This is a genomic window from Veronia nyctiphanis (assembly GCF_004116385.1).
GTDB classification, from domain to species: Bacteria; Pseudomonadota; Gammaproteobacteria; order Enterobacterales; family Vibrionaceae; genus Veronia; species Veronia nyctiphanis.
Genome location: NZ_PEIB01000043.1, coordinates 17410 through 36373, shown reverse-complemented (window position 1 = coordinate 36373; position 18964 = coordinate 17410). Strand labels below are relative to the sequence as shown.

General features: G+C 44.0%; 17 protein-coding genes, 2 pseudogenes and 1 CRISPR repeat array. Of the genes and pseudogenes, 12 read left to right on the top strand and 7 right to left on the bottom strand.

The genetic code is table 11. The annotated features are described in order from the left end of the window. From CS022_RS25040 to CS022_RS22135, 3 genes are all read left to right on the top strand, one after another. On the top strand, positions 1 to 664 hold a 664-nt coding region (locus CS022_RS25040), incomplete at its 5' end, for a hypothetical protein (protein ID WP_161569719.1). A 5-nt stretch (positions 665 to 669) separates the two neighbouring features. Further along, positions 670 to 1383 carry a hypothetical protein gene (locus tag CS022_RS22140; RefSeq protein ID WP_129124082.1) on the top strand — a complete coding sequence of 238 codons (714 nt, stop codon included), beginning with the start codon at positions 670 to 672 and terminating at the stop codon, positions 1381 to 1383. Continuing rightward, on the top strand, positions 1326 to 1949 hold the full coding sequence (locus CS022_RS22135; RefSeq protein ID WP_129124081.1) for a hypothetical protein: 624 nt from the start codon (positions 1326 to 1328) through the stop codon (positions 1947 to 1949). The genes CS022_RS22140 and CS022_RS22135 overlap by 58 nt, the downstream gene beginning before the upstream one ends. A gap of 134 nt (positions 1950 to 2083) precedes the next feature. Further along, a CRISPR array of direct repeats spans positions 2084 to 2950; the repeat unit is 28 nt; unit sequence GTGTTCCGCCCCACAGGCGGCTTAGAAG. Between the two features lie 229 nt (positions 2951 to 3179). On the opposite strand, the gene phaZ is transcribed toward CS022_RS22135, so the two are convergent. Beyond that, positions 3180 to 4157: a polyhydroxyalkanoate depolymerase gene (gene phaZ / locus CS022_RS22130; protein WP_235869853.1), complete on the bottom strand. Its 978-nt coding sequence runs from the start codon at positions 4155 to 4157 to the stop codon at positions 3180 to 3182. Positions 4158 to 4696: 539 nt separating this feature from the next. On the opposite strand from phaZ, the gene CS022_RS22125 reads away from it, so the two are divergent. Beyond that, positions 4697 to 5371: a spondin domain-containing protein gene (locus CS022_RS22125; protein WP_161569718.1), complete on the top strand. Its 675-nt coding sequence runs from the start codon at positions 4697 to 4699 to the stop codon at positions 5369 to 5371. Positions 5372 to 5467: 96 nt separating this feature from the next. Here the strand turns inward: CS022_RS22125 and CS022_RS22120 are convergent, their stop codons facing one another. Next, a complete protein-coding gene (locus CS022_RS22120) occupies positions 5468 to 6280 on the bottom strand; it encodes a hypothetical protein (RefSeq protein WP_129124079.1) in 813 nt (270 codons plus the stop codon). A gap of 595 nt (positions 6281 to 6875) precedes the next feature. Here CS022_RS22120 and CS022_RS22115 point away from each other — a divergent pair. Together CS022_RS22115 and CS022_RS22110 are read left to right on the top strand one after the other, a co-directional pair. Beyond that, a pseudogene (locus CS022_RS22115) lies at positions 6876 to 7316 on the top strand (DUF3047 domain-containing protein); the annotation flags it as partial. Positions 7317 to 7493: 177 nt separating this feature from the next. Further along, positions 7494 to 8822, top strand: coding sequence for a tetratricopeptide repeat protein (locus CS022_RS22110; protein ID WP_129124078.1), 1329 nt, complete (start codon positions 7494 to 7496; stop codon positions 8820 to 8822). Between the two features lie 134 nt (positions 8823 to 8956). Here the strand turns inward: CS022_RS22110 and CS022_RS22105 are convergent, their stop codons facing one another. From CS022_RS22105 to CS022_RS22095, 3 genes are all read right to left on the bottom strand, one after another. Continuing rightward, positions 8957 to 9337 (bottom strand): DUF4870 family protein, encoded by a 381-nt coding sequence (locus CS022_RS22105; protein ID WP_129124077.1) that lies wholly within the window; start codon positions 9335 to 9337, stop codon positions 8957 to 8959. A 275-nt stretch (positions 9338 to 9612) separates the two neighbouring features. After that, positions 9613 to 10275: a DNA alkylation repair protein gene (locus CS022_RS22100; protein ID WP_129124076.1), complete on the bottom strand. Its 663-nt coding sequence runs from the start codon at positions 10273 to 10275 to the stop codon at positions 9613 to 9615. A 167-nt stretch (positions 10276 to 10442) separates the two neighbouring features. Beyond that, entirely contained in the window at positions 10443 to 11126 is a 684-nt protein-coding gene (locus CS022_RS22095; RefSeq protein ID WP_129124075.1) for an MOSC domain-containing protein, read from the bottom strand. A 652-nt stretch (positions 11127 to 11778) separates the two neighbouring features. On the opposite strand from CS022_RS22095, the gene CS022_RS22090 reads away from it, so the two are divergent. From CS022_RS22090 to trhO, 4 genes are all read left to right on the top strand, one after another. Further along, a complete protein-coding gene (locus CS022_RS22090; RefSeq protein WP_129124074.1) occupies positions 11779 to 12774 on the top strand; it encodes a hypothetical protein in 996 nt (331 codons plus the stop codon). A gap of 259 nt (positions 12775 to 13033) precedes the next feature. Continuing rightward, positions 13034 to 13771, top strand: a complete 738-nt coding sequence (locus CS022_RS27540; RefSeq protein WP_268967931.1) for a YHYH protein — start codon at positions 13034 to 13036, stop codon at positions 13769 to 13771. Beyond that, positions 13749 to 14108 (top strand): YHYH protein, encoded by a 360-nt coding sequence (locus CS022_RS27535; RefSeq protein ID WP_268967930.1) that lies wholly within the window; start codon positions 13749 to 13751, stop codon positions 14106 to 14108. Before CS022_RS27540 ends, CS022_RS27535 begins: the two co-directional genes overlap by 23 nt. A gap of 122 nt (positions 14109 to 14230) precedes the next feature. Continuing rightward, complete coding sequence (gene trhO / locus CS022_RS22080; protein WP_129124073.1) at positions 14231 to 15208, top strand: oxygen-dependent tRNA uridine(34) hydroxylase TrhO; 978 nt, start codon at positions 14231 to 14233, stop codon at positions 15206 to 15208. Between the two features lie 100 nt (positions 15209 to 15308). Here trhO and CS022_RS22075 read toward each other — a convergent pair whose 3' ends face one another. Both CS022_RS22075 and CS022_RS22070 read right to left on the bottom strand, forming a co-directional pair. Next, positions 15309 to 16928 carry a hypothetical protein gene (locus tag CS022_RS22075; protein WP_129124072.1) on the bottom strand — a complete coding sequence of 540 codons (1620 nt, stop codon included), beginning with the start codon at positions 16926 to 16928 and terminating at the stop codon, positions 15309 to 15311. Between the two features lie 64 nt (positions 16929 to 16992). Further along, a complete protein-coding gene (locus CS022_RS22070; RefSeq protein WP_129124071.1) occupies positions 16993 to 17592 on the bottom strand; it encodes a hypothetical protein in 600 nt (199 codons plus the stop codon). 356 nt (positions 17593 to 17948) lie between these two features. Here CS022_RS22070 and CS022_RS28340 point away from each other — a divergent pair. Continuing rightward, positions 17949 to 18350 (top strand): annotated as a pseudogene (locus tag CS022_RS28340) (EamA family transporter); the annotation flags it as partial. 200 nt (positions 18351 to 18550) lie between these two features. Then, complete coding sequence (locus tag CS022_RS28335) at positions 18551 to 18811, top strand: EamA family transporter (RefSeq protein WP_408057298.1); 261 nt, start codon at positions 18551 to 18553, stop codon at positions 18809 to 18811. The last annotated feature ends 153 nt before the right edge of the window (positions 18812 to 18964 follow it).

Here is an 18964-nt window from a genome sequence, read left to right as displayed (position 1 = left end):
TGAAGACGGTAAAAAAGAGAGTAACTCACTGTTCTACCAAGACACGTGGGGTAATCAGATCGGTGAGCCGAATGCTAATGAGGTAATGGTTAATCACCTCGCGGTTGATGAAGACGGTAAAAAAGAGAGTAACTCACTGTTCTACCAAGACACGTGGGGTAATACCTGTTACGACGGGCTGGCTGTTCTTTCTATCGAAAACCTTCAGTTCATCGCGATGGATAATCGCCTTGGGCACCAGTCTGTTAGGTTTAATCAAAACGCGAAAAAGCCATCAGTGAAAGAAGATATTGAAGACTTCCTCATTACGCTGATTGGTAACCTTAAGAAAATTGCCGAACAATGCGGTATGTCACAGGAAAATATCGAGAAAATCTCAGCGACACACGACCTTTTCATCAAGCCGGGTAGTCTGTTTACGTATCCAGAAGAAGGGATATTGCTGAATAATGAAGCAATTCATGCACTAGTTTTGGAAACTCAGCGAAGACTGAATAGCTTCTCGATCATTAAATCAAAAGGCTTCGTCCGCACCGAAAATGTAGTCACCAATCTGACCACAGAGTTTCAATGCTCTGGCTTAGATATGCCTTTGACTGGTGATATCGTGCCAGATTATGCATGTTTTTATGTGTCTCAAGAGCGACAAGCACAAGAGGCATAAAAGCTATGCTCAGAATTACACTTGATGTGAAGTCAGGCGTGAAAGAATTTGTTGTTCCGCCCAAGGTGAAAGGCAGTTATATCGAGAAGTTCAAACTGCAACATAACCCTGAAAATCGACACAAGTTCCTGAAGGGCTTACTTTTATACCTTATGGGTGAACGGGTCTCGTTGTACGCATTGGATAATGATCAAGATGACGCTTTATGGAGCGAGCAAAAACAGCAACTTGATAGCTTTTTTGCTCAGATAGAGCTGAAAGGCTGCATTAAACCCCATCGTAGCAATATTGATTTGATGTCGTTCACCCAGCATCGTAAACATGGTGTCCCGCTCTATGGTGATTATCAGTTTAATGGCAATGACCTCATCGAGGTGGGCGAGCATGGCTCACGCCTTAATGAGCGTTACGCGCCATTTATCATCAATGGCTTATTCGATGCGTTCGATCTGACGGACCAGCAAATAAGCGCTCAGATGACGTGCAATAGCTGGACTGAAACGAGGGAAAAGCTCAAAGCAGCAATGAGTGCGGTGTTGGATGATGATAAGGCTTTTTCTGGTAAAAACCTGACGTTGTCTGCCGCCAAACATTTGTTGGCAAAGCTTGATGCTTGTTCGAAACATCGCCAACCATCGCAGTGCGCGAAAGTAGCGATAACATGTACACCTCAATTGTTGATTGCTTGGCAATGTGTGAGCCTGCTGCGAAGCACCTAAAGTCTAAAAAGTACGGATTAGCGATTTCCAGTGAGCAACGAAGTGCAGAACAGCAACAAATCATTGACGATGCCAAAGTAATAATTGACTCGATTCAGTTGCGCTTTAGCTATTTCATGTGGCGTTATCTTTCAATGTATGTCGCGTTGTTCGTTGATGGAGAGAAAATACCAAATTGTACCAAGTTTGGTATGAACAGCCTCGATTACAAAGGAAAGGCAGGTCTTGAGAGGCTATATAATTGGCTCGATGATCCGCTGAAAGAGTTGAAAGAAAAGGCAAGTCAGAACGCCAGTACTGAGTTCTACAAAGGCATATTCAATGCTCCTAAATACGGAGTATCCACGCGAGCACCTGTTCGGCATGTTAGATATGACGGTATATTTGAGCTGTACGTTAATACATCGAGAGAGCTCGAAGCAATGATTCAAGCTCGAATTGAGCAGAGTGGGCGGTGGTACCTGAGAGTAGGCAAATTGAGTGTTGGCCGTTTATCTAAATTACCTGAACGTATTCCGCCGCAGCATTGGCCATCCATAAATGATGATGTGCATACGCTCGGTTAGAAATACCCTTTTTTTAGTGGTAATCATAAGCTATTGATATTTAATACTTGTATAACGTTGAATTAAAAAAGGGTTATAAGACTATATGTTGATTAAGTAACTGACTTAACGACTAAATTAGCTTTTTTATAACGGTGTTCCGCCCCACAGGCGGCTTAGAAGTCACCTTGAGGATTTGGAGCAAGCCATGAAACGTGTTCCGCCCCACAGGCGGCTTAGAAGTTCCCGCGCGTCGCGTGTCTGAGGCTCGGACAGTGTTCCGCCCCACAGGCGGCTTAGAAGAGAATAGCCGTATCAGAGTTCTTCTCCGCTAAGTGTTCCGCCCCACAGGCGGCTTAGAAGTTCACCGCCAGAAGGTGATGTCCATTACCTGTGTGTTCCGCCCCACAGGCGGCTTAGAAGGGGTTCAACCGTGGCAAAAGGCGAGCCGTTAAGTGTTCCGCCCCACAGGCGGCTTAGAAGTCAGACAAGGCAACTTGCTGGCCTTCTGCAATGTGTTCCGCCCCACAGGCGGCTTAGAAGAAACCACATGACGGCCTCATTGATGCACGCTGTGTTCCGCCTCACAGGCGGCTTAGAAGTATCGCGATGTATCCAATTTTCCTTGGGGAATGTGTTCCGCCCCACAGGCGGCTTAGAAGCATTGATAAGATGTTGCTGGGTGATGGCTTCAGTGTTCCGCCCCACAGGCGGCTTAGAAGGATAATAGTACAAATGGCTGGTGCGGCAGCTAGTGTTCCGCCCCACAGGCGGCTTAGAAGTTAAAAGTCTGCTGCTGTAATACGTTTGATGTGTGTTCCGCCCCAGAGGCGGCTTAGAAGCGGGATCCAGTAGTATTTTTTCATGACGTCGAGTGTTCCGCCCCACAGGCGGCTTAGAGGAATAAAGTACTTCAGGCGTTTATCTGATGCAGACGTTCCGCCACATAGGCGGCTTAGAAGGCAGGGGAATGGTGTTGGCCGTCTTGTCGTCGGTGTTCCGCCCCATAGGCGGTTTAGAAGGTCAGCTGACTATCGAATAAAAATATCGAGTGGTATGTTGCTTTTCAAGTCACTTATTAAAATTTAGAGCTTATTGAACATGTTCGACACATTTGCGACATAAGTTAATTAACCAACTGTTTTTAGTATTAATTTAAAGTCCGGCCCGGGGCACCATCAAATTAAGGCCTTACAAGTTTCGCTTGTAAGGCCTTTTTCTTATTTCTAGTCGACTTTTTCTAACGTTGCACTAGTTCTTGCTGCGTTTAACTTGCTTTTCTGTTTTCAATTGAAACGCTTTGATTTTTGGCGCGATAAATTCTCTGTAACGGCGACCGTTGAAGATACCGTAGTGGCCTACGCCTTGTTGTTCATAGTGTTCTTTTCGCGAGGCTTTTACGTTCTTGCAAAGCTTGAGAGCAGCAGAGGTCTGGCCTTTTCCGGTGATATCATCGAGTTCACCTTCGACCGTTAATATGGCGGTTTTCTTTATATCAGCAAGATCAATCAATGTGTCTCGATAGTACAGGTTCCCTTTTGCGAGGTTACGGTCGAGAAAGACTCGCTTGATCGTATCGAGATAAAAATGAGCCGGAAGGTCCATCACAGCAAGGTATTCGTTATAAAACTGACGATGTGCCTCAGCATTGTCGCCGTCGCCACGAATTAAATCACTGAAGAAACGAAAGTGCTTTTGTACATGAGCATCGATGTTCATCGACATAAAACCAGACAGTTGAACAAAGCCCGGGTAAACCAGTTGCCCAGCACCTTTGTAGCTATCTGGAACCGTACTGATGACATTAGATTGAAACCATTCATAGTCTTTGCCGCTTGCGTAGTCATTGACTTCGGTTGGGCTTATGGCGGTATCTATTGGCCCGCCCATTAAGGTGATCGAGGTTGGCGTCGCGGGATTTTCTTGTTTAGACATGGCGGCTGTAGCAACAAGTAATGGTACGCAAGGCTGACAGACGGCTACGACATGTGTATCCGGCCCCAGTAATTCCAAAAACTCAATCAGGTAATCAACATAATCATCAAAGTGAAACGTGCCTTGAGACAACGGCACATCCCGTGCGTTTATCCAGTCTGTCACATAGACATCGTGATCAGGTAAAAATTCGCGAATAGTACCTCGAATAAGGGTGGCAAAATGCCCGGACAATGGTGCAACAAAGAGGACTTTAGGTTGTTCGGGTTGGGCTTTGCTTCGCCTGAAATGCAAAAGGTTACAATAGGGCTTATTGCAATCACATTATATTGAATAGCCAATGTTTCCCCTTTAATGACCGTAGTGTCCAAATCCCACTTTGGTTCTTCATAACAATCAGTGAGTCTTTCTACCAGTTCGAATGAGGCATCAAGCGTTCTGCATGCCCAAGAAGATTTATAGATGTTCCAAGGCACGCCATTTAAATCGCGCATGAATTTAGACCAACTATTTAAAGGCTTGATGGCATCCATGTACGCGGCGTTGACTGATAGAGCATTCACAAGTCCTTGGTTTTATGAGTGAGAATATTCTGCTAAGCCTAGTCGAGTAAACAGCTCTTCACCACAGAACACCAGTTTGTGTGGCGAGGTTTATGTCTGATGAAAACGGCCATGATGCTTGTCTGATAAAAGCAGCTACGAGACTTCTCCTTATCCTCGAACAAAAACTCTCAGTATGAAAGACGAAGGTTTTGAGACCTTCTTGAGAAGTTTGTTAGTGAAGCCATTGCTAGGTTGATGGCTTGAAAGGTTTCTTAGAGGAGAAAAATGATGAAAAAATCACTAATCGCAGCAGGGATGCTTCTTGGTGCTTTGAGCAGTTCAGCAATGGCGGTTGAGTTAAATGGTAACCGTGTTTATGAAGTCACCATTACTAACCTGACAAAGGGGATGTATTTCACTCCATTTTTTGTCGCAACACACAAGAAATCGCCGGATATTCGCGTACTGAGAAGAGGCGAGATCGCATCTGAAGAACTTGAAAGTGTTGCGGAAGGAGGAGATATAAGTGGTTACCAAAACCTGTGGGGTAACCACCCCCGAGTACACGATAACCAATCAACGCAAGGGCTTATTGCACCGGGAGACACAAAAATGTTACGTATCGAAAGTAAAGGCAGATACCAACTCATGTCGCTTGTCGCCATGATGCTCCCCACCAATGACACTGTTGCCGTTGCTCAAAATGTCCGATTTCCGAAATACGGGAAAAAGGCATTTATGCTAAGAGCGCTTGATGCGGGTACGGAAACCAATTCTGAGCTTTGTCATGATATTCCCGGCAAGTGTAGTGACTACGAGGGCGGAGTCGGACTTTCACCTGATGATAAGGGTGAGGGTTTTGTGCATACAAGCCCTGGTGTTCATGGCGAAGCGAATCTTACACGAAAAGACTACGATTGGCGTGGTGCGGTGGGTCGCGTAACGGTGAAGTTCATTCATTAGACAAGAAAAAATCGTCTCATAGTCAACTCTTTGTGGGCGATGAAGAAAGTAAAGAAGGGCGCTCACCACTTCGGGGAAGAGCGCCTTTTAATACTTTTACTGTTTATAGTATGGGTGCTGCGGGTACTGCGGTGGTTGTGGCTTACTACTTGCAAATGGGTTTTGGCTTGCATGGAAACCAGCGTTGCTTTGGTCAATTGAGTTATTTAACCCATCTGCGCCACCTACAACAAAGGCTCCTACTCCGCGAGCTACGTCAGACACTACTTTAACGCAATCTAACAAAAACCTTGCTGGCGTATCAACCAGACTAACAGCAGTCTTTGAAATGTTGTACCAGAGGTTATTAAAAATACTAAATGGCGCTGAAGCAACTGTATTAACCGTGTTCACACCATCTTGAACGGCACCATTAATACCACCACCTTGGCCAGGACCTGGATGTGGCATCGGATGAACAACTGGCGGATGCGGATGAACATGGTGGCCCGGCCCATAGCCATAATGAGGTGGCATCGGCATTGGCGGTGCTGGCATATATCCATGCTGAGGTGGCATAGGCATTTGGCCATACTGCGGTGGCATCATTCCATACTGAGGCGGCATTGGAAAATGCGGAGAAACCAGTGGTGCTGGTGGATATGGAGGAAAGCCATTCATTGGTGGTTTAAAGTAGAAATTAGTATTGGGCGGAATAAACATCATTGATTGTTGCATCATCTGCATCATCATTTGTTGTTGAATCCACACAAGTTGTGGGCTTGGTTGCGTATAACCGTGAGGAGCCACAGACAGGTGTTGTGGCATAGCTGCGCCACGATTTTGAACTGCAGCGTCTTGATCTTGCGGGAGCATTGATCTGTTTTGCGCTGCAGCAGCGTTCGAAATAGGAACGACGTTGATACTCATTGTATTACCCCTAAAAATAGAATCTAAAATTACGACTCTGAAATAAATTTTACATGAACATACTTCTATCAGTTGCATGAGCTAAAGCTCTAAACGTTATGTGTCGTTACTACTAAATTAGTTCAATATAATTTTTATAAAAGTTCATTAGTGAATGCAAAATTAGGTATTAATAATGTTCACTGATCCCTTTTTAGTGATTTGTGTTGTTGATTTATGTTGACTTTTTTTTCATTACTTTCATGGGCTTATTGGTGGGGTTTGTCTTGTTGCTAAAAAGAGAGTAAGTAATAAACTCAAAAGAAAGTTATTGAGAAAACTTTTTAAAGGAGTATCTGTGGTGATAAATATAATATGAATTTGATTTCTTATTTAGGCATTAGTTTAACAATATTTAGTACGTCTCATTTAGTGACAATATAAAAGAGCGTAATGTCGCTTTGGGCTGGTCAAATCAATGGAAAGTTGAATGGAAAGAAAAAGTATTTGATAAAGAGACAGAATATATCTATTCAACGTTTAGCGATCGCCTCGTGTTGAGGGCCTCTAGTCAAGTTTCTGCATCCGGTCTTGTTCGTGAAGACAGGTAGATTTATTAGCCACTCCATTTCTGAACTGGTCCTGGTCAACCGAGAGTCGATTAAGCGATCTGAATGAAACGACCAAATCTGGTGACGATTATGTTGCACGTGTATATGTTGTTATTGATGGCGGCATGATGATGTGGCGAACCCGATCAATCAATTATGTGTGGTCCAGTAATCAAGAGAAATCGAGCATCTGGGATAATGCCTATGCGGGCGACAAAGTGAAAATGATCGCTGTGCAGGGAAAAGAGGCAAAGTTAAACCACTGGTACCAAGAAAAGCGTAATGTTTACAATGATTTGATTGCAATGTTTGGTGACAAAGGTAGCCCTGAAGAAAATGCCAAAGCCTATCGATATATTGATGCTATTGCTGTGATGACAGACACTGACAACAGCAGAAAACAGGCTGTGGCTTACTATGGAAACATCTTTTTCACTCAGGAATAATCCATTCAGCCTTCGTTTGACGACAAGTGATGATAATTGTCAGTGTTAAGTATTTTGGTCGCGGAACCTTGTGGCTCACGAAAATAAGCGGTCTTGCGTGAAAGCAGATATAGCTCTGTTATCTTATACGCATATATATGATTACTGGCGCGGGTCGCGTCTGCGATGGAGCAAAAAATGATGAAGAGGGTGAGCGCACTGACTGTAGCGCTTTTGTTGGTTGGCTGTGTAAGCATGGTAGAACGTGGGAACGAAGCGTTTGAAAAAGGCCTGTATACAGAAGCTGCCGCGTTTTTCGAAAAAGCGGTGGCGGAAGACCCTAATGATCTTGAAGCCAAACAAGGTTTGGCACGTGCTCGCAGCAAAATCGTCGATCAACAACTGATTGATATTCGCATGTTGAGGATGGCGGCCAATTATTCTCAGGCAGCTCTAAAGCTCCAAGAAATCCTGAAGATGCAAAGCCAGTGGCGGACAGATGCCGTTGCTGCTCAGGCGCTAACGCAAAATGAAGAGATTCGCTACGCCACCGATTGGCTGAAAAGCGAGGCGAAAGTTCTGCTTAATGAAAAACAACCGGATAAATTCCGATGGTTTAACCATCAGTTTAAAACACTCATTGGCACAGTGAGGCTATCCTCCACGTTTGATGATTACCAGCAAGAACTCTCCCAGATAGGTAAAGATAAGTGTGTGGCTCTTGGTAAGGAGGGGAGTGGGCAAGATTTTTATTACACCTCGTTTGTTGAGAAATATTGTTTAGCATGGTCCGCCCCTGTCTCAATGGAGCTAGATAACATTGACGAAAGCCGTTATTCCGGCATCTCTTTTACCACCGACCTTAATCTGAATACCTTCAATAATTATGGGTTGAGAGGTCAGCTTGAAGGTTACCAATCAGCGATGGAATCGGCCTTTACTGCTAGCCCTTGGTTCGATCGCGCTGGTGAAAAGACAGCAAAGTTTGAGCTTAATGCAACGGTTGATTACAGTCGTGACAGTGTGTCTGTTCAGCGACAGAAGCGCTACATGGTGACAGAGCTTCGACCTGACCCGAATAGCGTAAATGGAAAAGTGCCTGTCGAGGTTGAGCGCGTGTATTTATACCCTGAGACGACCTATCAAGAGCGATTTGGCGTAAAGGTGGGTTACCGTGGTGAGGTTGATGGGCAAAAGCTATGGAAAACAGAATCGGAAAATAAATCAAATCGGACACAAGGGCATGGAATAGACTACGCGGAAGCGGGGCTGTTTCCGGTTCAACCTAACTTCCTTGATCAGTCTTCAATAGTTGGCGAAGAACTCGAAAAACTGAAGAGTGCCTTCAGTGCAGATCTGAAAACATTATGGCGTGATAGTTACTGTCGAAAAGCGAACACTTCGTTGGTTGCTGAAAGTGTTTTTCGTTGTGCGGCCGTCGAGCCGAAAAATGGCATGGTTGATAATTGGTTCATCCAAACATTTGGCATTGATTATCCGAAAATGAAGGTGCTTTACGGCCTGTAAACGTCGATGGGTGAATGTTGAGAGCTGGTAGATAATCTCTACCGGCTCTTTTTTTATGTATTTAATTGATTGGATTATTGGCTTCGGTAACGAGGGATTCCCAAAAAATATCTTCCAGCCGATTAACCCAAGACTCAGTTGCGGTGCTTAAATATGGCTCTAAGCGGCGGCAAGATCGTAAGCAGGCTTGCTTTCATGTAGCGAAGCAGCCCATAAATTGAGCGATAAACCACCCAAATAATAGTCAATGCGAACGTCACCACACCGATACCTAATGGGGCCAGCAATGTGTTAATGCAGGCAAACCCCAAGCCGAACCAGAATGTACGCTGAATGTAGCGGAAGTGATCGGCCAAAAATGTATCGCCTGCAGCAATGGCTTCTTTTCGTTTCATATGTGCAAGGATGACACTGGCAACACTCAAAATTCCCAGACTGGCGCAACCAAATAGCATTAACAGATAAGAAAGTTGAGCGGTAAATGTATCTGTTTCTTTAATCGTTTTATTAAGCATGTTGAGTTATTTCTTGTTATGAGTTTTGACGAGAGTGATTTTTAACTAAAAACCTTTCTTATTGTATGGTTTTGTTGCCCGAATGCTATCTTTCTGAGACTGTTTGGCTGTTTTCTCGTCGAAATGTTTAAAGCATCAACGCTTGTGCGCCATAAAAAAGTGTTGGACAGGTTGCTTCAGATCAATCGAAAGCGAGAGAGGGCAGAATCCTTTTCGGGACCTTGGGGAGCTTTCGGCTGTTTCAGCGTTAGCGCGTTAAAATCAGTGAAACTATTTTACAGAGCCATTAATCGACGGCGTGTGTTTTTATCGAGCTTTTCCATGGCGTAGCGGAATGCTGTTCTGGGCATCTCTTGATAGTGGCTCTCCAAATAGTTGATCACAGTATCTGGCTCTTTCTTCGACAAGACTTTCAGCATCCAGCCATAGCCTTTTTGAACAAGGTAATGCTCATCACTGAAAAGCAAATCTGCTGTTTTAAGTGGTAACGTTTCGGCGTATCGACCTTTCATGATGGGATAAATCAGTACCACGGCCGCAGCTCGTCGCACGGCAAAGTTTTCATGATCGACCCAGGCCGTGGTCAGCTCATACAGATCGTTGTGTTGTGCAATCAGTTCGCCTAATGCGTGTGTGCAAAAATCATCACAGTCGCCCCAGTCACGCACATAGGTTTTCAGCCAACGCTCAAAAATAAAGAAGGTGTCACGGGTATATTGTTTGCGAACGCGGAAAGCCCAGTCGTAAGAAATGACCCAGCCCGCCCAGCCTTCAATGTCGAGTAATGCTTCAGATAACGTGAGTACTGCGCTGATATTTTTATCCGGAAGCGTGCGAAAGATCTGCGCTGAGAGGGCCCTGACTTGCGCGGTTTTAACGACATTATGTGGGTAGCCAATGCCAGCCAGTTCTTCCCTGACGATGTTTACGATATCCAAAGTCATCCCTCTCATTCAGTGAACAAATACAGACGGGAATTATTATCTGTATTTGCTCTGCTGACATGTCATTTGGCGCGGCTTGTCGTGTTATATCCCGAAAAAAGCATCACACCTAGAAAGGAGCCCGGAAATACAATGGCTTCCAGAGGCAGAAGTATTGAAGGCTATGCGTGGCCGAGTAATCTGAAGTTCCAGTTTTCAACCGTTCCTGATGCCAGCCTGGCCTCGACTTTACTCATCCAGCTAGCAGACAATGCGCTTTGTTCTCTGAGTTGGAGTAAGCCTTCTTGGTTTAGTGGGTCACCAAAGAAAACATCGCAAACCGCCTTTATCGACATGGCGTTTTCAGGGCGGGAAATCAGGGTAAGGCCATCTTTATGACTGACGTAACCGGGCTTGATAACACGGTAAAGCCAACCACATCGGCTTATCGACTGCATGTCGACTGAAAACTCAGATACATTCCAGCGCTTGTTCAGCTTAAAGCAAGGTGATCGGGGCTGGCTGACTTCGATAATTGCATCTCCCCATTGGTACTGGTCACCGACGCATACGCTTTCCTCTGTCATACCCATCGAGCTTATATTCTCTCCCATACCGGGGGCTTTCCAGCGTTCAGGGGTACCATGAATCTTTGCCCAGTAGCGATAATGTTCGGATGGATATTGATGAAGTGCCCGCTCTTTTCCGCCGTGGTGTTTCTTGTCGGCCTGCTCGTCTCCTTCTAACCCGGTAAGAGAGAGATAACACTTTTCTGTGGTTTCTTCTTTATAGATGGCAGTGTCAATACCATGGATATGTGTTGTTTTGCCACAAAACACAGAGACGGTATGGGTTTCGATGTGCATATTTTTTTAATACTCCGTGTCAAAAAGCGTCGATTTTGCTGCCTAGCATGATACTTCAAGGTGCCGATTTACAGCGAATTCGGAGATTTAGAACCATGAAGTTGAGTGATACATAAATGCGCTTACTGTATACATGGTTGGAATTAAGCGGCTATTGACCCTATTTTTTTAATGGTTTTTGGATTTGGTCATTAATCGTTGAGATGCGTCTATGAGCCATAACGAAGCCAATAATCAGAGTTTGATCACCTAACTTTTACAAAGGTAATCAGGCAGCTCATTCCTGAAATATTTACTTCATTGGCCGGTGGGGAAAATGCTCGCACACTAAGATAATGAAATAAATCTTTTTTATCCTTCATAGTCCTTTGGTTTTCCAAAAGTAAAGGCCATAAGTGGCTGCACATAGAGTCACTTTTTCGCCTTAAAAAAGAGATTTTGTGTTCGCATGTGCACCTAATCTCTAAAACTGCACCTAATCCAAAAGCTGTTCTTAGCTTTTTGTTTCTTTGAATAATTTTGAAATTATGTACACGTTTGTATTTTTAAAATCTGTTCATAGAGTTGCGATTTACAGAAAGCCCCCTGATTTTTCTCTAGAAAAGTGAATCGACAACGTCATACAGTTATCTCGCCGACAGAAAGTGATTCGATGACAGCAAAAGGACTTGCCCGGGTCGGTGGTTATTTTAATTTCTCGGGGGTAAATATGTTCAAGCGCTTTACTTCGTTCACCTTCATTACTTGGATTCTCTTGTCTGGTCATGTACAAGCAGGAACAGGGGTGTATACCGCAGACTTTGGTGATACAAGCGGCACAGGTTCAGAGATAACGATCAACGATAAAAAAACGTTTCAGCTGCGGTCTGACAGACTGATTCACGGTTTTCAAAGCGGCCAGAGTATTGCTGGGGGAAATGGCGGTCAGGTGTCGGTCGCTTATAACATCGGACACATAAAAAGTATTAAGGCGTATGTCGGTTACTACGGCTCGCTGAAAATTATTCGGAAAGTTGTGATTGGCTTTTCCTATTACGGTTACACCTATTACCAGACATACGGCCATTACTACGGCAACAATCTGGCGTATGAAGCATTGATACCCGAGCATTCGGAACTCTTGAGCATAACAACGTACACTGCAGCTCATCCTTACAATGCACATTCTGAGGTGTTAACTGGTTTTGCGATAAAGCTGAAGAACTCAGGCCCGATTTTGGGCATTGATAAAGGCCATGCTTCAACAAAACACCTAGATGGGACGTTGTGGGCAAATCAGGGGAATGGCACCGTTTATCGTGTAGGCGCAGCTAACACAGTAGCAGGTTCGGTGGGAGGCCCAGCAGCGGGAACATGGCAAAGTGCTGACCTGTCAATGGTTAACCGAATTGAGGCTCGCTCGACAGTGACACGTCATTACGGCTGGTATGGCAGTTATCACAAAGGAAAACTGAATCAACTGACATTTGGTACACAAACAGGTGCTCCCTATGCACCGCACGGCAGTGAGCTGGTGATAAATGTCATCAAAGGGGATTTTTCGGGTGTGCACGATGTAGGTGTTAAGACCGAAAATGCTTTCTACTGGTGGTACTCGCAGTACTACAGGTACCCGCTTTATGTGAACGGCATAAAGCTGAAATACTGATTTCTTGTGAGTCAATTTAGCTGGCTGGGATTAGTCCTCCATGCCAGCATTTTTTTTGCCTGATACTTTGCATCAACACCGCTCATCACACGTGTCATTTTTGTTAGACAAGCCCTGGAATATTTCTTTCGTCGCTCTATAGCAACTGCATAAATGTGTACACTCTTTTTCATATTCTCGTAAGCCGTGTCGAAGGCGCAAAGTCGACTATTCTCAGCGTTGTTTTGGCATTGGACTATCTGAACAAAGAGGTCGGGGTATGAAGAGAACAAACCGTTCGCAACTGAAACGCCGGGTTGCCATCATTCCAATGCTTGTGCTTATTATATCCGGTTGTGGAGGAAGCGCGCCGTCATCGGTCGATTCAGCAGAAGACGGCCAAATGGTGGATATTACGAATACGGAACTCGTCAACCAAAGCGGAGATTGTCAGCGTTATTTGGGCAATTTCATCTCCAACGTCAACGATATTCAGCGATCGATGATGATTACTGGCAAGGTCAGCATTACCTCTGATGGCAGCAAATGTATTCTCGAATCGAACTCTATCCCCAATCATGATTTTAACGACCCATCAGCAAGATTTGTCACTGATACAAAAGAGCTGAACAAAAAGTATGAGTTTACAGCCTCACCGCAGCCGCAATTGTCACCAAACTCTCTCAGTCTCAGGTTATCGGAAGTTGTGTTACTCAATGGGGTGAAAATCGACTTACTCGCTGCTGCCTGTTATGGCGTAGGGCAAGGCGAGCAGCTGGGTAATGAGAAAATAGGCTGTTTTGATGACCAAATTGATAACCCTTGGCGGTACGACCCGATGTCGTCGCTAAATGACTTTGGCACTGACATCCACAACGCACATGTGCAACCCACGGGTGAATATCACTACCATGCAACCCGATGGCTTTGTTTGTGCAGGCGTGTGAAGGCAAACAGGCCTCTCCTGTTATTGCTTCGCCGCCGACGGGTTTCCGGTGTTTGGCAGTTGCTACCTTGACCCTCGGGATGGCAAAGTCAAAAAAGCCTCATCGAGCTACCAACTGAAAAAAGGCACCAGACAAGATGAACAAGGGTACACCACCCCAGTGGGTGGAATAGGGAGCGTTGCGAGTGACCGCTATGACGGACAGTTTCGAGGTGACTGGCAATTTGTTGAGGGCAGTGGGTCATTGGATATTTGTAATGGAATGACAGTCAACGGACAATACGGCTATTACGTGACAGACAGTTTCCCTTGGGTGATGGGATGTTACAAAGGAACACCGGATGATTCTTTCTCAATGGGGGACGGGCCGCGAGGACGGGGGCACAAGCATCCCCCCAGAAAGCCCTGAATAAGGTGCTTTTTGGCCTAAATTTCGGCAGGAATAAAACCTTATTCTTTATATGTGTTAGCATGTGCCGCTCTCGCTACAATACGCCGATTATTGTGACACTAATTATCTGAGGAAAAAGTGTGAGTCAGTTTGTCGTCTGTGCTCTTTATAAGTTTGTTGAGCTGGAAAACTTTGAACAATTGCGCGCGCCGTTAACGGAATTGATGGAAGCGAATCAAGTACGTGGAACCCTGTTGCTGGCCAATGAAGGCATCAACGGCACCGTTGCGTCAACACGCGATGGCATAGATACGCTTCTGGCATGGCTCAACAATGAACCGCGCCTGACTGGCATCAGCTTTAAAGAATCTTTCTCAGATGAGCAACCGTTCAACCGCACCAAGGTCAAGTTGAAAAAAGAAATCGTCACCATGGGTGTTGAGGGTATTGACCCGCGTCATGTGGTCGGTACCTATGTAAAACCGAAAGACTGGAACGACCTGATTTCAGACCCGGAAGTGTTTGTGGTTGATACCCGTAACGATTACGAAATTGAACTCGGGACGTTCAAAGGTGCGGTAAACCCGCACACTGAGACGTTTCGTGAGTTCCCTGATTACGTGAAAGAAAACATGGATCCGGCGAAACACAAAAAAGTCGCTATGTTCTGTACAGGCGGTATTCGTTGTGAAAAATCCACGGCTTACATGAAAGAGCAGGGCTTTGAAGAGGTGTATCACCTCGAGGGCGGCATTCTGAAATATCTCGAAGACGTTGAGCAAGACAATAGTCTTTGGGAAGGTGACTGCTATGTGTTTGATGGCCGGGTTGCGGTAAATCACCAACTTGAAAAAGGTGAATACGAGTTATGTAACGCCTGTCGCTTGCCGATTACCGAAGACGACAAACAATCAGAGCAGTTCGAACAGGGCGTAAGTTGCCCGAAATGTTTTGGCACTCACTCAGAAGAACAACTGACCCGCTTCCGTGAGCGTGAAAAACAAGTTCAATTGGCAAAACTGCGCGGTGAAGAGCACGTCGGTGGTGATGCAATAAAAGTGTCTCAGCAAAAGCGGGCCGACAAGCTGGCGAAAAAGGATGCTCAGCGGAATCGCTGATTTAGCACAAGCTCTCATGATGACGAAAGCCTCAATTGAGGCTTTCTATTGGGGAGCAAAAACAGGAAAGTCTTTCAATGGAGTATGTTGAGTTATTTATTTAGTACCCACCTCGACCCTTCCCACCCGCATTAAAACTTTCTGCTTTATACCCCGGGAGGTATTTTTTTGCTTCCCGCCACCAATTACGATTATATTCCTCACTGTCATCACGAGGTTTTTTAGAAGAGAAGTAAAGAGGTATATTCCCTATTCCTACTCCACCGTTCTCTGCTTTAAACTTCTTCTCTAAAAGTCGATATTGAAACTCTGGTATTTCGTAAACAACAGGATCATGAATGATAATTTCACGCTGAGCATTTGTGAAAGTTCCTGCGTATTTTTCATATAAAACGATTTGTCTGGTATCAGGTCCAGTTGGTTCTTCGCCATTCTGTAGAGCAGCAGCCCTCTGTTCATCTCTTTTTTTATTTACATCTGCCGTTTCTTCCATGATTGAATTGTAAGTTTCCATATCAATTCCTACATTATTTAGAAGCTCCCAATTTTTTACATATACTCGCTTTCGTTCCCATTGGTGCGGAGAGTCGTCTGCTTTATCCATCGTATGTTGACTGTCAGCCATGACTCTGGCCGTCGTTTTGGCTAAAACGTCATCGAGCGCTTGCTGGCCAGGTAAATTTTGATTAATACCAATTTTGTTCCCAGCCTCTTCATCAAACAATGTCGTATCAAAAGAAGCGGCAATCTGGTTATTTCCTGATGCAGGATCGATATCTTTATCGAACTTTTTACGATCATTTACGGTTTTGTTAAAGCCAAAAGATTTACCCACCTGAGATGTGATTTGATTAGCAGCGAGAAAAAGTTGTCCTTCTTGCAATGTCCTATTCCACCGTCCATCTGTGCTGGCTTCGAGAACTCCATTTTCAATATCTTTAATTTCTTTATTTAACTCAGTTATTGTTTTTAATTCATAAATACCCTCATCATTATTTTTACGAAAATCAGCTTCGTTTCTCAATCCTTTTTTGTTCTTCGCGTCTGAAATAGTACTCGTAAGTTTATCTTTTTTTGATTGAAGTTCTTTTTGTTTATCGGTCAATGATTTTGTGAATGATTTATTAACTTTGCCACTAAATGTTCCTTTATACTTGTGAAATAACTGCGTTGTGAAAAATTTGGTTAGTCCTACCGTCATGGCGGTATCTAAAGCCATTCCCGCAATAGCAACGGCATTCATTATTTGTTCGTTATACTCACGATTTTGTGCGGCATCTTTTTTGCTTAGCGTATCTTCTAACAAATCGGCCCATGATTGTTTTACCTTATCGACAGAGTTTTCCAGTTGGCCTTTAAATTTATTTTCAGTTGCGCTTATCTCTTGCTGATCCACGCCTAAAGCCTCTGCCATATTCTTGCTTTCGGCGACGTTAGTCAGTGACAGTGATGTTGCATAGCTGGATGCAAGCGCTTTAGCTGTTAGTTGGTTCAGCTGCTGTCCTAAATCGTCACTGCTTGCAACGCCTGCTTTAAATGTATCCATCCCTGAAAAAACAGCTTCCTGTGTGACAACTGCATTACGATAGGACTGCTCTAACCATTGCTTTCCGAGTGTTTTAAATCTTTCTTTAGTCTCGACGTCATATTTTTCTATGTCAGAGGTAATCGTATCTATCTCTTGCTGTTGACTATCTATTTGCTCTTTAATTGTTCCCAACTCTTCTCTTATATCATTGATGCCGTCCTTATTATTATTAACTGCTTCCCAAATCTTGTTGATTTCATCTTTTAGTGCTTTTATTTCTTCTCTTTGTTCTTTGTTCTTTGTTTTCTTTTCTTAATCGTATTAATTCCTCTTCGCCTGTTTCACCACTTTCCGTACCTGAATTTCTTCTTACCCTTCTGTTATAACTTGGGTTAGTAAAGGTTGATAAAGTGCCTAAGTCTAATGTATCTACAGCGTTGCCAAGTATCTTTTCCTTTAACTTTTGATTTTCTTCGAGCTTTTCTTTGATTTCTTTTTGTCTCTCTAAATTGACTTTTAGAGTTTGAATTTGACTTTGAACCTCAGTATTTCCTTTATCCTGCTCTAGCAGAGGCCTAACGGGTGCTGAAACTGACTCTTCACCATTTTCTTCGAGTGGGGGACTTACAGATGCGATAGGTGATCCTTTATTTGGCTTTTGTGCGTCGTTGATCGCAGACTTTAACTGTTCGCCATTAAATTCCATTTTTTGTTTAGCCATTTCTGCTTTAGAGTCGGAGTTTTTCTCTATCGGTTCTCTCTTTTTTTTCTTCGTGTTTTTATCTGGATTTCTATTTTCTTCATCATTGTTTATTTTGTCTTTGACTGTGCTGCTGGATGTGATTGTATCGACCATCTGACGCTCCTTGCATTTATTTTATGCACTTTGTTTAGTATTTATATGATTATTAATCGAAAAATAACTCTAAGATGATTTTTATCTTTAGCCAGATGGGGAATTTTTTTCCTATGCCAGATTTGTATGGGTTGATGCCGATTTTTAACCGTGAAAAATTAAAAAGTATAAATATATTACTATTCAAAATGTTAAACTTGCCCTTAAAGTATGATTAGTTTTTTTTTATTGAGTAGATATTAAAATTTACCATTCAAAATGGGTAAGGTGATAAATATTTTTAATCATGTAAGTTCTTAAAGGCGATTTTACCTATATTTATAGCTTAGGGGCCTAAAGAATAAATTAGCGATATAGTGAAATGGAGTAACGAGTTGGCTGCGATTACTTACGCCTTTTTGGGCTTTTTCTTCTTCACGCTGATGGATATTTCTATCAAGTGGCTGCTCGAACATTACTCCCTTATTCAGGTGACCTTCTTCAATTGTTTGTTTGCGATGCTCGGATTGCTGGTCTGGATTGCACCTGATTTCAGTATTTTGAAAACACGTAAAATCAAACTACATGTCACCAGAGCCCTGATCGTTCTCGTTGTCGATTTACTCGCCTTCTACAGCTATGGCGAAGTGCCTCTGGCAGAGGCTTATACCCTGATTCTAACCATGCCACTGTTTACGTTAGCCTTCTCTGTGATGTTTGGGTTGGAGTCGTTCAGCCCATATCGAGCTGTTCTCAGCTTTATTGGCTTTTTGGGCATCACTCTGGTAGTTGCCCCCGGCTTCGGGCATTTTGAAATCGCTTTGCTAGCTGCACTGGCGAGCGCTGCTATTGAAGCGGTGGGGTTTATTCTTGTCTCTCACAACAGCGAGCACGAGCCGCCGCAGGCCTTTGCGTTTTATGGCATTGCTATGTTGACGGTATTCAGTGGTTGTGTGCTGGCGGGGGGGATTTTACCCCCATGCCGACTAACGAATGGCTTATCAGTTTCGCTGGCGGGCTATGTTATGCCGCCGCAACAGCCATGGTTGTGTTGGCCTTTCACAAAGGGCAGCCGGGCGCGGTTAGCGCTATTCAGTATTCTCAATTGGTATGGGGAATGTTGCTGGCATGGCTCATTTGGCAAGAAGTGCCCAGCATATTTGCGGCAATTGGCGGGGTGCTGGTGGTCGTGGCGGGGCTCGGAATACTCAGGGAGCAGATGGGCAAAGTGAATGTGTGATTAAGAACCCTTACCATGTTCCGAATCCGGCACACTGCTATTTTCTTATGGTGTGCCGATACCGCTACACTTCATTTTCTCCATTCAAATTAAATAAATAAAAACAATCACTTAAATATGGCATCGGCATTGCTTGGTAAAGAGTCATTAACT

Coding starts and splice junctions, on each gene's coding strand:
- CS022_RS28335 (WP_408057298.1), top strand. CDS start 18,551: ATGCCGACTAACGAATGGCTTATCAGTTTCGCTGGCGGGCTATGTTAT.
- CS022_RS22090 (WP_129124074.1), top strand. CDS start 11,779: ATGACAGCAAAAGGACTTGCCCGGGTCGGTGGTTATTTTAATTTCTCG.
- CS022_RS22095 (WP_129124075.1), bottom strand. CDS start 11,126: ATGCACATCGAAACCCATACCGTCTCTGTGTTTTGTGGCAAAACAACA.
- CS022_RS22135 (WP_129124081.1), top strand. CDS start 1,326: ATGTACACCTCAATTGTTGATTGCTTGGCAATGTGTGAGCCTGCTGCG.
- CS022_RS22140 (WP_129124082.1), top strand. CDS start 670: ATGCTCAGAATTACACTTGATGTGAAGTCAGGCGTGAAAGAATTTGTT.
- CS022_RS22125 (WP_161569718.1), top strand. CDS start 4,697: ATGAAAAAATCACTAATCGCAGCAGGGATGCTTCTTGGTGCTTTGAGC.
- CS022_RS22110 (WP_129124078.1), top strand. CDS start 7,494: ATGATGAAGAGGGTGAGCGCACTGACTGTAGCGCTTTTGTTGGTTGGC.
- CS022_RS27540 (WP_268967931.1), top strand. CDS start 13,034: ATGAAGAGAACAAACCGTTCGCAACTGAAACGCCGGGTTGCCATCATT.
- CS022_RS22105 (WP_129124077.1), bottom strand. CDS start 9,337: ATGCTTAATAAAACGATTAAAGAAACAGATACATTTACCGCTCAACTT.
- CS022_RS22120 (WP_129124079.1), bottom strand. CDS start 6,280: ATGAGTATCAACGTCGTTCCTATTTCGAACGCTGCTGCAGCGCAAAAC.
- CS022_RS22070 (WP_129124071.1), bottom strand. CDS start 17,592: ATGGTCGATACAATCACATCCAGCAGCACAGTCAAAGACAAAATAAAC.